Raw genomic sequence first — 16,401 nt, forward strand, 5'->3', positions numbered from 1 at the left:
ACACGAAACAGGCCCTCCTGATTGCTCAGAAGGGCCTGTGTTATCAATTTGTCAAAGGTTTACACCAGATCGAAACGATCCGCGTTCATCACCTTGTTCCAGGCTTTCACAAAATCAGCGACAAAACGGTCCTTTGCATCGTCACTGCCATAGGCTTCGGCCAAGGCCCGCAGTTGCGAGTTGGAGCCAAAGACCAGATCGGTGCGTGTGCCGGTGCGGACAGGCGCACCCGATTTGCGGTCCCGCGCTTCGAACACCTCTTCGCCTTCAATGGCATGCCATGTGACATCCATATCCAGAATGGTCTTGAAGAAATCGTTGCTCAGGCTGCCGGGGGTGTTGGTGAACACGCCGTGCTTTTGGCCGCCGTAATTCGCACCGATGACCCGCAAACCACCCAGCAGTACCGTCATTTCAGGCGCGGTGAGGGTCAGCAGTTGCGCACGATCCACCAGCAGTTTCTCTGTCGGCACGGTAAAGCCTACCGCCAGATAGTTGCGGAAACCGTCTGCCTTTGGCTCAAGCGGTTCAAAGCCTTCGACATCGGTTTGCTCCGCTGTTGCATCGGTGCGTCCCGGTGCAAAAGGCACGTTCACGGTGTGGCCCGCAGCCTTTGCCGCCTGCTCAACACCCGCATTGCCGCCCAGAACGATCAGATCAGCAAGGGATACTTTCTTGCCCCCGGACGCCCCGGCGTTAAAGGTGGTTTGCACCTCTTCCAGCGCGGCCAGAACCTTTGCCAGCTTGGCTGGTTCGTTGACCTCCCAGTCCTTTTGCGGGGCCAGTCGGATACGGGCACCATTGGCCCCGCCACGGTGATCCGACCCGCGATAGGTGGAGGCAGAGGCCCATGCCACCGAGACCAGCTCTGACACACTCAGTCCGGTTGCAAGGATCTTGGCCTTCAAATCCACGATGTCCTGATCATCGATCAACGGGTGATCAACCGCAGGCAGCGGGTCTTGCCAGATCAGATCTTCGGCCGGCACTTCCTTGCCCAGATAACGGGCTTTTGGCCCCATGTCGCGATGGGTCAGTTTGAACCAGGCGCGGGCATAGGCATCGGCAAATACCTCTGGGTTGGCGTGATAGTGCTTGGAAATGCGCAGGTATTCAGGGTCGGTGCGCATGGCCATATCCGCCGTGGTCATCATCGGCTGGTAGGCCGGTTTGCCGGTGGCGGCATCCGGCACGGTGTTGGCCATGGCATCGCCTTTGGGTTTCCACTGCTTTGCGCCGGCCGGGCTTTTGGTCAGCTCCCATTCGGTGCCCAACAGCGTGTCGAAATAGGACATGTCCCAGGTGGTTGGCGTTGGCGTCCAGGCCCCTTCGATCCCGGATGTCGTGCTATGCGCACCCAGCCCGGTTTCGAATTTATTGGCCCAGCCAAAGCCCATGGCTTCGATCCCGGCAGCTTCAGGCTCGGCGCCCACCAGCGTTGGATCACCAGCACCATGTGCCTTGCCAAAGGTGTGGCCACCTGCGGTCAGGGCAACGGTTTCCTCGTCGTTCATACCCATGCGGGCAAAGGTGTCGCGGATGTCATTGGCCGAAAGTTGTGGATCAGGGTTGCCGTCCGGCCCTTCGGGATTGACATAGATCAGCCCCATCTGCACCGCCGCCAGCGGATTTTCCAGCTCCCGATCACCGGAATAACGGCTGTTCTCACCACCAGAGGGTTCCAGCCACTCTGTTTCCGTTCCCCAATAGATGTCTTCTTCGGGCTCCCAGACATCGGCGCGGCCACCGGCGAAACCGAAACATTTAAAGCCCATGGTCTCCATGGCGACATTGCCGGTCAGCACAAAGAGGTCAGCCCATGACAACTGACGCCCGTATTTCTGCTTAACGGGCCACAGCAGGCGGCGGGCCTTATCAAGGTTACCGTTATCGGGCCATGAATTCAGCGGCGCAAAACGCTGCGATCCTGATCCCGCGCCACCGCGACCATCTGCCGTGCGGTAGGTGCCGGCTGAATGCCATGCCATGCGCACAAACAACGGACCGTAATGACCATAATCCGCAGGCCACCAATCTTGCGAATCTGTCATCAGCGCCGCGAGATCTTTCTTTACCGCATCCAGATCCAGCTTTTTGAACTCTGCGGCATAGTCGAAATCTTCGCCCATCGGGTCACCCAATGGGGTATTCTGGTGCAAAATCTTGAGGTTAAGTTGATTTGGCCACCAGTCTTTGTTGGTGCGCGCATCATGTGTGACGTGCTTGGTGCTGCCGTGCATCACCGGGCATTTGCCGCCCGCTTCATAATCATTGCCATCCATTGATCTGTTCCTTTCAGGTGATTTGCTCAGGTGATTTGGGGAGAGCTTACCAAAGCTGAACGGTAGTTATAAGTTGGATTATCTGATGGTTGTGATAGTTTTAGGTTATGGCAAATTTCACTATCCGGCAGCTACGATACTTTGAAGCGCTTGCGCAACACCGCCATTTTGGCCGGGCGGCAGAGGCGTCTTCGGTTTCTCAACCCGCCTTATCTGTTCAGATCAAGGAGTTGGAGGAAAGTCTTGGCACGCAACTGGTGGAACGTGCGGCGCGCCAAATACAGCTGACCGCATTTGGCGAAGCCTTCCTGGAACGGGTCACTGCGATTCTGCGGTCCGTGGATGAGCTGGATGATTTTGCCCGCGCCGCCAAAGGGCAGTTGACCGGGCGTTTTCGTCTGGGAGTGATTCCGACAATCGCGCCATACCTGCTGCCTACCTTGATCGGTAAGCTGAACCAAAGTCATCCGGCGCTGGATCTGCATGTGCGCGAAACCCTGACGCCGCGTCTGGTGCAGGAGGTACAGAAAGGTCAGTTGGACACGGCGATTGTGGCCTTGCCGGTTTCGGAACCGACCTTGACCGAAACCGCACTGTTCAGCGAAAACTTTCTGTTGGTGCGGCCCCGGAGTGCGGCAAGCGAACCCGCGCCCAAAGGCGAGGATTTGCGCGATATGCGGTTGTTATTGCTGGAAGAGGGTCATTGTTTTCGTGACCAGACCCTGGGCTTTTGCAACGCACCTTCTGCCATGCCCCGTGATGGGCTGGATGGCAGCTCCCTGTCAACATTGGTGCAGATGGTTGGGGCTGGGATTGGGGTGACGGTGATCCCGCAGATGGCAGTTGAGGTGGAAACCCGTTCTGCCAATGTCAGCTGTACCTCCTTTGCAGGGCCGCAGCCCGGGCGCACAGTTGGCATGATTTGGCGAAAATCCAACCCATTATCCGAAGCTTTCGCAGAGGTTGCCGGTGTCGTTCGCGCCTGTGGTCAGTTGGATCATCAGGGATGTTAATCGGCTGGAAATAAATGTCTGCCTAAAACCCGCGCAACCGGTCCCCAGGGGCCATCCGTCGCGTGAAGGAAATGCAGCATGTCTGAAAACACCACCCAAGAGACCCGCGTTCCTTTCTTAAAGAGCCTCTTTTTTCAAAGTACATTTATCGTGACGCTTTGTGTGGCCTTGGTTGTGTCGGTCATCGAATACAAGAACCACACGGTGATGCTGGAAAAGACAGAAACGACCACAACCGTGCGCGCGCAGGAGGTGACGGAACTTTTGGCGATGCAAATGGGCGGGTCCATCAAGTTTACCAACATTGATGCCCTGTCTGAAATTGTCAGTGGCGTTCTTGAGAATTCGGGAGAGGCGGCCCTTGGTGGTGTGGTGCTTGATGCGGGCGGAAAGGTGGTGTTCCAGACCGGCGAAGGCGTGCCAGAGACGGTGGCGGCGCAAATGACCGGCCTTGGCCAGGAGGTATTACAGACGGGTGCCGCCGTATTGTCGGCCGATGGGATGATTGCGGCCATCCCCAGCCGCTTTGGCGGGCAGGATGAAATTGTTGGCGTGGTGGTGACGGCCTGGACGATGGCACCTGCATTGGCAGTTCTTGCGCAGGACGAAATGACCATTCTGGCGTTCGGCTTTGTGGTTTTCCTGATCTCTCTGACGTTTGCGACCATATTCCTGCGCCTGCGCATGTCGCAGCCATTGGCAAAGCTGGGTCATGCGATGGGATCTGTTGCTCAAGGGCAATATGATACCGTGATCCCCTATGCGACCCGACGTGACGAAATTGGTGTCATGGCAGAGCGACTGGATCAGTTTCGCGCCAAACTGGCTGATGCGCGGGAGCAGGAGTTCGAGAACCTGTTTAAAAGCGCGGCATTAGAAGGCTCTGCCGCAGCGATGATGATTGTGGACATGTCGTTCAAGATTACCTTTGTAAATCCGGCCTGTGTTGATCTGATGGAAAACCTGTTGCCGGACATCAGGGAAGCCTGGCCGGATATAAAACCGGACAGCCTAGTGGATGAGGATCTGGGTAAGCTTGCGCAGTTGAAAACCATGCTGGTCAAGGTCACCGATCCGACCATCAAACTGTCCAAGGAAGAGCGTAGCGTGAATATGCGCTCGGGCGGGCGAATCCTGCGTTTGAACATCAACCCGGTGCATAATGCGGAGGGGCAATTGTTTGGCTGTGTGGTCGAATGGGATGACCGTACAAATACCGCACAGGATGCCGCATTGGTTCAGGCAATAAACGCCGCACAGGCCAGGATCGTCTTTAACAGGGCTGGGAAGGTCATTGATGCCAATGATATTTTCCTGTCGATGATCAACGGCACCTTTGCGGATACCGATGTCTGCAGCCTGGACAGCATTTTCAAAGGGAATTTGCCGGGGGATGCAAATGGCGACGAATTTGCACGGCAGGTTCTGAGCGAGGATATTCAGCAAGGCCGGTTCAGCGCCTACAGCAAGTTTGCGGATAAGACCTATACGGTTGACGGAAGTTTTGCTGTGACCAAAAACGAAGAGGGTGCGCCGGATCGCGTGACCTTTATCGGCACTGATGTCACGGATCAGGACAAAGCGATCAAGGCGGCAGAGGCCGAGCGGCTGCGTGCGACAGAGGAACAGACCAAAGTTGTGCAGATACTCGGCATCGGTCTCAATAAATTGTCGGACGGCAACCTTGAATGTGACATTACGGAAGATGTGCCCGATGTTTACCTGCAATTGCGCAATGACTTTAACGCCACGGTCAAATCCCTTCGCGATGCGATTTCGGCAGTAATCCACAACTCCGATTCCATTCGCAATGAAACGGGGGAAATCACATCTGCTGCGGATGATCTGTCACGCCGGACGGAGAAACAGGCGGCGACCCTTGAAGAGACCGCCGCCGCGCTGGACGAATTGACGGTTTCTGTCCGCTCCGCCGCTGAAAGCGCTGATCACGCCAGCAAGATGTCTGCGGATGCACAACGCAATGCCGATCAGGGCGGGGAGGTTGCCCGCAAGGCGGTGACCGCCATGGACGAGATCAAGAATTCCTCGCAGGAGATTTCCAAGATCACCAGCGTGATCGACGATATTGCCTTTCAGACCAACCTCTTGGCGCTGAATGCCGGGGTTGAGGCCGCCCGTGCAGGCGAGGCGGGGCGTGGGTTTGCGGTTGTCGCAACCGAAGTGCGCGCCCTTGCTCAACGTTCCTCTGACGCGGCGCGAGAAATCAACGAGCTGATCAATTCAAGTGGCGAACAGGTGCAGCAGGGCGTTGATCTGGTTGATCGCACCGGCAAGGCGTTGTCGTCAATCGTGACATCCGTCGCCGAGATTTCCAGCCGGGTGTCAAATATTGCAACCTCTGCGCGTGAGCAGTCCAGCGGGCTGGCTGAAATCAACACCGCGGTGAATGATCTGGATCATGTCACCCAACAGAATGCCGCAATGTTTGAAGAGACCACCGCCGCCAGCCACGCCTTGACGTCAGAAGCCGATGCTTTGGTTCAGGCCGTGTCGCGTTTCAAACTGGATATGCACCGCGAAGGTCCCCGGAAAACGCCAGTGGCAAAACCTGCCCCGCCAATGCCGGCCCCCCCGCGCGCAGGTTCGCACGGCAATGCAGCGCTGGCGGCAAGCCCCGACCTTGCCGCAGAGGGATGGGAGGAATTCTAGCCGCCTGATTATGGCAACTGAATCATCGCATCCCGTGCCGGGCTACGCCCTTGTGCCAGCGAAACGTTCGGCCCAATCGGTGACATTGTCATCAGTGATTTTGGCAAACAGCACCTCGGGTACCTCAAAGGCGTGACCGGGGGCAAGACGGGCCAGCGCCGCGGGCACATCATCGGGCCAACCCGCGTCTTCGACTTTCATCGCTGCAAGCATTGAGGCCGCAGCGGTTGGGATAAAGGGGGAGGACAAGCTGGCATAAAGCGGTATAAGGTTCAGGGCCAAACGCACCTGCGCGGCAGCCTTGTCAGGATCGGTCTTGAAGGTGGTCCAGGGGGCCTCTGCCTGCAGGTATTCGTTGCCCGCAGCCCAGATCGCCCGCAGCTCCTGTGCAGATTTGCGCACTTCAATCGCATCCATATGATCCTGATAGCGCGCCACACGGGCGGTGATATCCGCAATCAACGCTTCTTCGGGCGCACCGTAACTGCCTGCCTCTGGTACGGCCTCACCGAATTTGGAACGGCAGAACTTGGTAATGCGGCTGATGAAATTGCCCAGAACATCCGCCAGATCCTTGTTCACAGAGGACTGGAAGTTCTCCCAAGTGAATTCCGCATCCGAAGTTTCCGGTGCGTGGCTCAGCAACCACCAGCGCCAGTAATCTGCCGGCAGGATTTCCAGCGCCTGATCCATAAACACACCCCGCCCGCGCGAGGTGGAGAACTGCCCGCCATCATAGGTCAGGTAGTTGAAAGATTTGATATAATCGACCAGCTTCCAAGGCTCGCCAGAGCCCATGATGGTGGCCGGAAAGCTCAGCGTATGGAAGGGCACATTGTCCTTGCCCATGAACTGTGTATAGCGCACGTCATCGGCACCTTTGTCGGTGCGCCACCAGCGCTCCCAATCAGTGCCTTTGCCGGCCTCGACCCATTCCGCACCACATGCGATATATTCAATCGGCGCGTCGAACCAGACGTAGAACACCTTGCCTTCCATGCCCGGCCAGTCCGCATCCCCGCGTTTCACCGGCACACCCCAGCTGAGGTCACGGGTGATGCCACGGTCGCGCAGCCCGTCGCCGTCATGCAGCCATTTCTTGGCAATCGAGGTGGTCAGCACCGGCCAGTCGGTCTTGCCGTCAATCCATGTATCCAGTTGGTCCTTCATCTGGCTTTGACGCAGGAACAGATGTTTGGTGTCGCGCATTTCCAGATCGGTGGAGCCGGAAATGGTGCTGCGCGGGTTGATCAGATCAACCGGGTCCAACTGTTTGGTGCAATTGTCACATTGATCGCCACGGGCAGAGTCAAAGCCGCAGTTGGGGCAGGTGCCCTCGATATAGCGATCCGGCAGGAAGCGTTCATCCGCGTTGGAATAGACCTGTTTCTCGGTCACTTCCTCGATCATGCCCTGATCTGCCAGCACCCCGGCAAAATGCTGGGTCAGCGCATGGTTTTGCGGCGAAGAAGAGCGCCCGAAATGATCAAAGGACAGGCCGAAATCCCCGGCGATACGTTCCTGAACCGCGTGCATTTCTTTGCAATATTCAGCTACCGGTTTGCCCGCCTTGGTCGCGGCCAGTTCAGCCGGCGTGCCGTGCTCATCAGTGGCGCAGAGGAACAGAACCTCGTTGCCGCGCGTGCGCAGATACCGTGCATAAAGGTCAGCGGGCAGTTGGCTGCCCACAAGGTTACCAAGGTGTTTGATGCCATTGATATAGGGAATGGCAGAAGTGATGAGGTGGCGGGCCATGTCTTTTCCTTTACGCGGGTCTGCCTGACATAGACTGCAAGTGATGCGGGATCAATCAGGGCATTTGGGGGATAATGGCCGCGCGTAGGTCGCGATATCCGGCGTTGGGCAATTGACCTTGCCAGTTTACGACAAATGTGGTCCCCGTTTCGGTCATGACAAACAATGCGCCATGCTGGCGGGCTGGTTTTTTGCTGCGCCACATCCCATTGTGCTGGATCGCTTTTCCTGTTGGTGTTTTTCTGTGAAAAACACCCAGCCCTGCACCACTTTTGCTGTCATAGTCAAAATCTTCAGGTGCCAGCATCCAAGCTTGCTCGGGAGCAAACCAATGCATCAAGAAACGAGCATAGTCTTCGGTTGATGCGGACCAACCGCCAAAACCGCCAGTGGCCCACATACGTCCTGCAACGGCGGCTTGGGATGCGCCCGCAGGCCCCATGATCCGTGCCTTGCAGGTTTCACCGTATGGCCTGCCGGAAAGAACTGAAATGATCTGTCCAAGCACGGCGAAGTTGGTGTTCGAGTAGGTAAAGCTGTGGTCCGCGGATTGATGTGCCGGGTTGGTCAGGGCTTCACGGGCAAAGTGCTGTTGGGTGTAGAGGTTGCGCCCTTCGCCAGCGGTTTCAGTTGCGGCGATGTTCTTGGGCCAACCGGTGGTATGTGTAACCAGATCGCCAAGCGAAAGCGCAGTTGCACCGGGGTGTGGGGGCATGTGGTGCTTGGTCAGGGCTGGGGCCAGATCACCAAGTGTGCTTGACCAACTCAGGTCAAAGGCATCCATGATGTCATTTAGGCACATGGCGGTGATGGCCTTGGTCAGGCTGGCGATGGGATAGGCGGTATCGGCGCGTCTGCCTTCGCCCATGCTGTGAAGAATCTGACCGCCGCGGCCCAGTGTCATCGCGCTGGCCCTGATATTGTATCGGGACATCCAATCACGCCATGCGCCTTCAATGCCGGAAACATCAATAGTCGCCTTTTCAGATGGGGTTCGTGAAGCGGGTTTTTCCTCTACTGCGGGGGCTGTTAAGGCGATCGGGGCCGCATCAGGTGGCAATTGTGAAGATGTGCCGTCAGGGGCCAGCAATATGGTCAACGCAAAAGCGAACAGAATGGCTACAGCAGCGGTAAGAAATTTCATATATCCGATCCTTTTCGTGAGGAGCGGATAGCGGTTCAGGAAGGTAGCGCTGTGGTGAAACTATGGCGTTTTAGTGGGTGGTTTTCGAGGTTTATCACGATCCTTGCCCAACAACCGCCCGATGACAAAGGAGGTGCGCGGCGCGTAGACATAGCGGGTGCGATCGGTCTGTGCTGGGCGTGCGCGCATCCGCACCAGCCCGAAGATCACCAGCAGGGCGTGGCCAATCGAAATCATGATGAAAAGGGCGGCGGGTCCATAGCTTTCGATCAGCACAGAGGCAGCATAGGGCGCGAAAATCGCCCCTGACGCAAACCAGAACATCAGCGCGGCAGAAAGTTCGACACGTTCGTCATCGCTGGCGAAATCATGAGCATGGGCGGCGGCAACCGAATAGATCGGGAATGTCGTCAGACCAAACAGCCCCGCCGACAGCATGATGCCCGTGGTGCCAAGCCCGCTGGACATCATGGTCACCCCGCAGCTGAGGATCGCCGCCGCGGACAGCCAGATCAGCACCCAGCGGCGGTCGTATTTATCTGCCAGCCAGCCAACCGGGAATTGCGCCAAAGCGCCGCCCAGCACAAAGGCCGACAGGAACCATGCGATCTGGCCCGCACTCAGCCCGACTTCCTGACCATAGATTGGCCCAACCATACGAAACGACGCGCTGGACAGGGCCGCGACCACCACCCCCGCTGCGGCCAGTGGGGAACGGTCAAAGGCAAGGCGCGGACGCAACCGGGGCGAGTCCGGTGTTTTGGGCTGTTTGATAGTGGTCAAGGTCAGCGGCAGCAGGGCCGCACAACACCCGATGGCCAGCAGATTGTAGGACACATAGGATGCAGGGGCGAGGATCCCGACAATCATCTGCGCGCCCAGACTGCCGGTCATGTCAACAACGCGGTAGATCCCCATGGTGCGCCCACGTGTCTCATTGGTGACTTTGGCCTGCAACCAGGCCTCGATCACCGTATAACACCCCGCCACGCAAAGCCCTGACGCCACGCGCATCAACGCCCATGCATAGGCGTCAACCACCAGCATATGCGCCATCAGCCCGATGGCCCCCATGGCGGTGAAAGCGGCAAAAGCACGGCTGTGGCCAACCGAGCCCATCAGCCGCGGTGACCACCAGCAGCCAATGAAAAAGCCCAGAAAATGAGCCGAGCCCAAGAGGCCGATTTCCTGCCGGGAAAAGCCCAATACAGTGCCGGAAAGCACATCAATGGGACCAACACCGCCAGAGGAAAGTTGCAGCAGGATGACGGAGAGGAAGAGGGCGGCAAAGGAAATAAGCAAACGCATAGGTGCTTTAACGCATTTTTGATCCAGCTGCCCAAGTCGAAACTCGACAATTGACGTCGTTTCCTGCGCGTCTTGGGATTTGTTTAGAAAATTGTGGCAAAGGGCGGGTGGGTTTTGGTCTTGAAGGCACGTTTCAGTGGCTTAGGGTGGCGGAAAATATGAGGGATGGTGATGAAGAAGAATGATCTTGGCGGCAGTGGCCTGATGGTTTCCGAGCTGTGTTTGGGCTCGATGACATGGGGCACGCAGAACACGGTGGACGAGGCCCATGCGCAGATTGACCGCGCGCTTGAGGCCGGTATCAATTTTATCGACACCGCCGAGATGTATCCGGTCAACCCGATCAGCGCGGAAACTACCGGCCGGACCGAGCGGATCATCGGTCTGTGGAACGAACGCGACGGGCGGCGCGATGACGTCGTGTTGGCGACCAAACACTCAGGCGCAGGTGTCGCACATATCCGCGATGGTGCGCCGATTTCATCCCAAACAATTGCCCAAACGATTGAGGGGTCGCTGCGCCGTCTCAAGACGGATTGGATTGATCTCTATCAGTTTCACTGGCCCAACCGGGGCAGCTATATGTTTCGCAAGAACTGGACCTACGACCCTTCCGATCAGAACCGCGCAGAGACCATGGCGCATATGGAAGACACGCTGGGCGCGTTGCAGGCAGAGGTCAAACGCGGCACGATCCGCCACTTCGGTCTGAGCAATGAAAGCGCCTGGGGCATGGCGCAATGGGCCGAGGCCGCCAAGCGCACAGGCGGGCCGCATCCGATATCCGTGCAGAACGAATATTCGCTGATGTGCCGGATGGCGGACACAGATGTAGCGGAGGCATGTATCAATGAACGCATTGATATGTTTGCGTTTTCACCACTTGCGACAGGGCTGTTGACGGGTAAATATCAGGGTGGGGCGGTGCCCGAGGGATCGCGTCTGTCGCTGAATGAAGACCTTGGTGGACGCAAGGGGCCGCGTGCCTTTGAGGCCGTGGATGCCTATCTGAAAGTGGCGGAAACCCATGGACTGGACCCGGTCCATATGGCACTGGCCTGGTGTTGTCAGCGGCCCTTTATGGGGTCTGTGATCTTTGGCGCAACAAAGATGTCGCAACTGGAAACCGCGCTTGGCGCCGCTGATCTGCGGCTGGGCGATGAGGTGCTGACTGCCCTTGATGAGGTCAACAGGGCCCATCCGCTTCCCTATTGAGCGGGCGGAAGTTAACCAAAATCCGGGGCGTCTTCTTGCAGGAAAACACCCCGCTGCGCAGCCGTCGTTCTAGAGGACGCAATCTGTCGCATTCGGCATGGCGCAGGCCGTCTTCCTAGGCCATGGTTCGTGAAAACCCTAACCTCACCCGCAAGGAGCACCCCATGCCACTTACCATGAATCGCGAGGTCTTTATCACCTGCGCTGTCACAGGCTCTGGCGCGACCCAGGACCGAAGCCCGCATGTGCCACGCTCGCCACAGCAGATTGCCGAAAGCGCCATTGCGGCGGCCAAGGCAGGGGCGGCGGTGGTGCATTGTCATGTGCGTGATCCCGAGACCGGCAAACCTAGCCGGGATCTGGCGCTATATCGTGAAGTCACCGAACGCATCCGTGACAGTAACACGGATGTGGTGTTGAACCTGACCGCCGGCATGGGGGGGGATATTGTTTTTGGCGATGTGGAAAATCCGTTTCCGACCCGCGAAGGTACTGACATGGTGGGGGCCACTGAACGGGTGGCGCATGTCGCGCAGTGTCTGCCAGAGATCTGCACATTGGATTGCGGCACGATGAATTTTGCAGAGGCCGATTATGTGATGACCAACACGCCCGGCATGTTGACGGCGATGGGCAGTATGATGACCAAGCTGGGCGTGAAACCCGAGATTGAAGCCTTTGACACGGGTCATTTATGGTATGCAAAACAACTGGTTGCCGATGGTGTGCTGGAAAGCCCCGCGCTGGTGCAGCTATGTATGGGGGTGCCCTGGGGCGCACCGGATGATCTGAATACCTTTATGGCCATGGTGAATAACGTGCCTGAGGACTGGCATTTTTCCGGCTTTGGATTGGGGCGCAACCAGATGGCCTATGTCGCCGCAAGCGTGCTGGCGGGGGGGAATGTGCGGGTCGGATTGGAAGATAATCTGTGGCTGGATAAGGGGGTTCTGGCGGAGAACTGGCAGCTGGTCGAGCGGGCGGGAAGCATCATTGAGAATATGGGCGCACGGGTCATCGGACCAGCAGAGGTGCGCGAAAAACTGGGGCTGAGCAAGCGGGCCCCGAAGTGAGTGCAGGCGCAGAAACTGTTGTGAAAACGGGGGGGCACCCCCGGTACACCTCTGATGCACCCCCTATACACCGCCGCATCGCAGCAATTGTGATGCTGGCGGTACTGACGGGATGTGTGGCCGAACCTGCACCGGATGTTCTGATCGGGCTGCGCAACCCGACGGTGGCTTTTGGCGGCACCAGCCGCTTTGACCGTGACCGTTTTGCCGGTGCATGGCAGACGGTGGCCTGTCTGGGGAGCTGCACCAGATCGGAGGAATATCGGGCGGCGTCCGGTGGGGTCTACCTGCGTCGGACGCGGGAGGCAGAGACGGCATATGAGATTTCCGCGCCCGGTGTGTTGCGCGAGATGGGCGGCGAAGACACATTGGTTGTCATGTGGGTCGATGAGGGGTTTCGCACAGCGGCGATTGGCGATGCGGAGGGGCGCTGGGCGGCGATCCTGAACCGCAGCCGCAAACCGGCAGGCGACCGGATCCGCGCGGCAACAGAGATTTTGGATTTTAATGGCTGGGATGTCAGCAAATTGCGGGTGGTGAAATGACGAAAACAGCAGCGATCATTGGTGGTGGGGTGATTGGCGGCGGCTGGGCCGCGCGGTTTGTGTTGAACGGCTGGAATGTACGGGTATTTGATCCCGACCCGGAAGCAGAGCGCAAGATTGGTGAGGTCATGGCCAATGCGCGGCGCTCCTTGCCGGGTCTGACCGATGTGGCGCTGCCTGATGAGGGAACGTTGAGTTTTCATGGCTCCATCGCTGAGGCGGTTGAGGGCGCGGAGTGGATTCAGGAAAGCGTGCCAGAGCGGCTGGAAATCAAACACGCAACTTTCGCGCAAGTTCAGGCGGCCTGTGACGCTGAGGCGGTGATTGGATCGTCGACCTCTGGTTTCAAGCCGAGCGAGTTACAGCAGGGGGCGGCACGCCCCGGGCAGATCATGGTCGCCCATCCGTTTAACCCAGTCTACCTGTTGCCGCTGATTGAGCTGGTGCCGGGCGAGGCCGGGGAGGCAGCGCTTATTGAGAAGGCCAAGGCCGTTCTCGCTTCGCTGGGGATGCATGCGCTGCATTTGAAGAAAGAGATCGATGCCCATGTGGCGGATCGGTTTCTGGAGGCGGTCTGGCGCGAGGCCCTGTGGCTCGTCAAGGATGGGATTGCGACCACGGAAGAAATTGATGATGCGATCCGCTATGGTTTCGGCATCCGCTGGGCGCAGATGGGGTTGTTTGAGACCTATCGCGTGGCGGGAGGCGAAGCGGGCATGAAACATTTCATGGCGCAGTTTGGGCCGGCGTTGAAATGGCCCTGGACCAAGCTGATGGATGTGCCTGAGTTTACCGACGAGCTGGTTGATTTGATTGCCGGGCAGTCGGATGCGCAATCGGGACATCATTCGATCCGCGAGCTGGAGCGGATCCGGGACAATAATCTGGTCACCATGATGCGCGGTTTAAAGGCGCAGAATTGGGGAGCGGGGGCGTTGATCAACGCGCAGGAAAAGATGATGCGCGCAGGCACGGCGCTGGGTGCCCATGCGGATGAGGTGGAGGCGGATCAGCCGGTGCTGACGGCGCGGCGCACGGTGCCACTGGATTGGACGGATTACAACGGTCATATGACCGAAAGCCGGTATCTACAGGCCTTCGCCGATGCGACGGACCGGTTTATGGAGATGATCGGCTGTGATGCGGACTATATTGCCAAGGGCGGGAGTTATTTCACCGCCGAGACCCACATCCGGCATCTGGACGAGGTGCATGCAGGTGCGGTGATCGAAATCACCACGCAGGTGATTTTGGGCGCAGGCAAGAAGATGCATCTGTTCCACGAGATGCGCGAGGGCGCGCGGGTGCTGGCCAGCGGGGAGCATTTCCTGCTGCATGTGAGCCTTGACACGCGCAAGCCCAGCCCACCGTCACCGGCGATTGAGGCGGCGCTGGGGCGGATTGCGCAGGGGCATGCGGGATTGCCGCGCCCTGAAGGTCTGGGGCGTGCGATTGGCGGGGCGCGGTGAAACGGGTTCTGATCACGGCGGGTGCGTCAGGCATTGGCCGTGCGATGGGCGAGGGCTTTGCCGCGGCAGGGCTTGAGGTCTGGGTGACGGATGTGGACGGTGCTGCCCTGGCGGCCTGTCCCGACGACTGGCGCGGGTTTCAGGTGGATGCAACGGATGAGCCCGCGATGGCGGCGGTGTTTGCGCAGATGGACCGCTTGGACGTCCTATGCGCCAATGCGGGTATCGCAGGGCCGACCGCGCCGGTTGAGGATGTCGCGCTGGAAGATTGGCGCAGATGTGTAAGCATCAATCTGGAAGGGGCATTTCTGGCGGCGAAATACGCGGCCCCGGTGATGAAGGCCGCCGGGGCGGGCGCGATTGTGCTGACCTCGTCTACGGCTGGTCTTTATGGCTATCCCAACCGTGCGCCCTATGCGGCGGCGAAATGGGCGATGATCGGATTGATGAAGACATTGGCGATGGAGTTGGGGCCATTTGGCGTTCGGGTCAATGCGATCTGTCCGGGATCTGTTGAAGGCGCGCGCATGGAAGGGGTTCTGGCGCGTGAGGCGGCGGTCAAGGGCATGACACGCGATCAGGTTTATGCGGGCTATGCGGCAGGCACTTCGATGCGATCATTTGTGCAGCCGCGCGACATTGCCGATATGGCGGTGTTTCTGGGGTCTGATCAGGCACGGATGGTTTCGGGGCAGGTCATCGCGGTGGATGGGCATACGGAGAACCCTGATCCGAAAGTTTAAAGAGTGCAGGCGCTGAAGAGGGAGGGTGCCGAAAGGGATGCGGCGCTGCAGGGCTTTCCTTTCCGAAAGACCTTTCAGACCAGATCCGTCTTTGCACGAGCCGGTTTGCACCAGCCCCGTCTTGCGCTCAAGTAAAATAGCCGTCTCCCGCAAGCGGGGCCCGCGGCGATTTTTCTTGATCGAAAGCCGCGTCCGGCGCGGCACAGGTTCACGCAAAGGCGGCTCCGTTCCGAAAGGAGATCAGCGGATCATCTGGCGCATTTCGGTGAGCAGGGTGGGGAAATCGCGGGCGGTGTATTGGGCTTCGCGGATCAGCGTGTCAAAATCGCTGGTGAAGGTTTCGATCCGGCGGCGGTCGCGGAAGGCCATGTAATGGCCGCCGGTGTAAAAGACCGCAAGCAGCGGGCCAAAGATGGTGACCGGTGCGGAATAAAGCCGGCGGGCGTCAAACTGGTAGATGCGCAAGCGCGGGTAAAGCTGTTCGGTAAGCGTGATCAGCCGGTCGGCCTGTGTACGGCGGATGGCAGCGGGCAGACCGGTGTAATAGCCGGTGGCCCGGATGAAACAGTCGATTTCATAAAGCGGCAGGGCGATTTCATATTCCGAACCGGTCTGGCGCATCCAGTTCAGCCGGTCCTGTGAGGCATTGATGGCCTGTTTTGCGGTGCGGCCCAGATGCGGGCCATATTCCCATGTCAGCATCTCATCGGTCTTGAGCATATCGGGCAGGGTTGCGGGCACATGGCGGATTTTATAGCCGGCGGCCTCGCGGTGCCAATCGAAGATCTGTTCGTCGACAAGGGCGCGGGGGGCGTGGCTGACCTCAAAGCTGTTGGAGAGCAGATCAGCGGCGGTCTCCGGGCGGTCCGACAGCCCCAGAAGCCAATCCGAGGAGACCCCAAGCACACTGGCACAGGCCCCGATCACATGGGCCCCGGGCAGGCGGGTGCCGGTATCGCCAAGCGCCTGAGACAGGGTGGAACGATCGGTGCCGATGGCGCGGGCGAGGGCGCTTTGGGTGATGCCCGCAGCTTTTATGGCCTGTGTGAGGCGCAGACGAAATTCTTGGGCGCGGGTGAGTTTGTTGGGTATTTCAGACATATGGTGATTTATATCACGCATTCGGGAGGTTGTTAATCATTATTGGAATGGCCGAGGCGACGGCGCTGCCGCATGCAGGGTGA

At 58.5% G+C, this 16,401-nt stretch carries 12 protein-coding genes; 7 read left to right on the forward strand and 5 right to left on the reverse strand.

Annotated features, from left to right (window positions below):
* Positions 1-59 precede the first annotated feature (59 nt).
* A complete protein-coding gene (gene katG, locus QQL78_RS03790; protein WP_284370721.1) occupies positions 60-2,282 on the reverse strand; it encodes a catalase/peroxidase HPI in 2,223 nt (740 codons plus the stop codon).
* A gap of 107 nt (positions 2,283-2,389) precedes the next feature.
* Between katG and QQL78_RS03795 the strand changes: the two genes are divergently transcribed.
* Positions 2,390-3,295, forward strand: coding sequence for a hydrogen peroxide-inducible genes activator (locus QQL78_RS03795; RefSeq protein ID WP_284370724.1), 906 nt, complete (start codon positions 2,390-2,392; stop codon positions 3,293-3,295).
* 78 nt (positions 3,296-3,373) lie between these two features.
* Entirely contained in the window at positions 3,374-5,965 is a 2,592-nt protein-coding gene (locus QQL78_RS03800; RefSeq protein ID WP_284370726.1) for a methyl-accepting chemotaxis protein, read from the forward strand.
* Between the two features lie 42 nt (positions 5,966-6,007).
* Here QQL78_RS03800 and metG read toward each other — a convergent pair whose 3' ends face one another.
* The 3 genes from metG to QQL78_RS03815 are packed head-to-tail and all read right to left on the reverse strand — an operon-like array spanning position 6,008 to position 10,172.
* The gene (gene metG, locus QQL78_RS03805) at positions 6,008-7,720 is read right to left on the reverse strand and encodes a methionine--tRNA ligase (protein ID WP_284370728.1); all 1,713 of its coding nucleotides are present in this window, start codon (positions 7,718-7,720) and stop codon (positions 6,008-6,010) included.
* Between the two features lie 55 nt (positions 7,721-7,775).
* Positions 7,776-8,864 carry a serine hydrolase domain-containing protein gene (locus tag QQL78_RS03810; protein WP_284370730.1) on the reverse strand — a complete coding sequence of 363 codons (1,089 nt, stop codon included), beginning with the start codon at positions 8,862-8,864 and terminating at the stop codon, positions 7,776-7,778.
* A 60-nt stretch (positions 8,865-8,924) separates the two neighbouring features.
* Positions 8,925-10,172 (reverse strand): MFS transporter, encoded by a 1,248-nt coding sequence (locus QQL78_RS03815; RefSeq protein ID WP_284370732.1) that lies wholly within the window; start codon positions 10,170-10,172, stop codon positions 8,925-8,927.
* Between the two features lie 171 nt (positions 10,173-10,343).
* On the opposite strand from QQL78_RS03815, the gene QQL78_RS03820 reads away from it, so the two are divergent.
* From QQL78_RS03820 to QQL78_RS03840, 5 genes are all read left to right on the forward strand, one after another.
* Complete coding sequence (locus QQL78_RS03820) at positions 10,344-11,387, forward strand: aldo/keto reductase (protein ID WP_284370734.1); 1,044 nt, start codon at positions 10,344-10,346, stop codon at positions 11,385-11,387.
* A gap of 164 nt (positions 11,388-11,551) precedes the next feature.
* Entirely contained in the window at positions 11,552-12,460 is a 909-nt protein-coding gene (bcoG, locus tag QQL78_RS03825) for a 3-dehydrocarnitine:acetyl-CoA trimethylamine transferase BcoG (protein WP_284370736.1), read from the forward strand.
* A gap of 92 nt (positions 12,461-12,552) precedes the next feature.
* Positions 12,553-13,005 carry a lipocalin gene (locus QQL78_RS03830; RefSeq protein WP_284370737.1) on the forward strand — a complete coding sequence of 151 codons (453 nt, stop codon included), beginning with the start codon at positions 12,553-12,555 and terminating at the stop codon, positions 13,003-13,005.
* Entirely contained in the window at positions 13,002-14,474 is a 1,473-nt protein-coding gene (locus tag QQL78_RS03835; protein ID WP_284370740.1) for a carnitine 3-dehydrogenase, read from the forward strand. The genes QQL78_RS03830 and QQL78_RS03835 overlap by 4 nt, the downstream gene beginning before the upstream one ends.
* The gene (locus QQL78_RS03840) at positions 14,471-15,217 is read left to right on the forward strand and encodes an SDR family oxidoreductase (RefSeq protein ID WP_284370741.1); all 747 of its coding nucleotides are present in this window, start codon (positions 14,471-14,473) and stop codon (positions 15,215-15,217) included. The genes QQL78_RS03835 and QQL78_RS03840 overlap by 4 nt, the downstream gene beginning before the upstream one ends.
* A 240-nt stretch (positions 15,218-15,457) precedes the next feature.
* On the opposite strand, the gene QQL78_RS03845 is transcribed toward QQL78_RS03840, so the two are convergent.
* The gene (locus QQL78_RS03845; protein ID WP_284370743.1) at positions 15,458-16,318 is read right to left on the reverse strand and encodes a helix-turn-helix domain-containing protein; all 861 of its coding nucleotides are present in this window, start codon (positions 16,316-16,318) and stop codon (positions 15,458-15,460) included.
* Positions 16,319-16,401 lie beyond the last annotated feature (83 nt).

Source organism: Sulfitobacter pacificus (assembly GCF_030159975.1).
Taxonomy (GTDB): domain Bacteria; phylum Pseudomonadota; class Alphaproteobacteria; order Rhodobacterales; family Rhodobacteraceae; genus Sulfitobacter; species Sulfitobacter pacificus.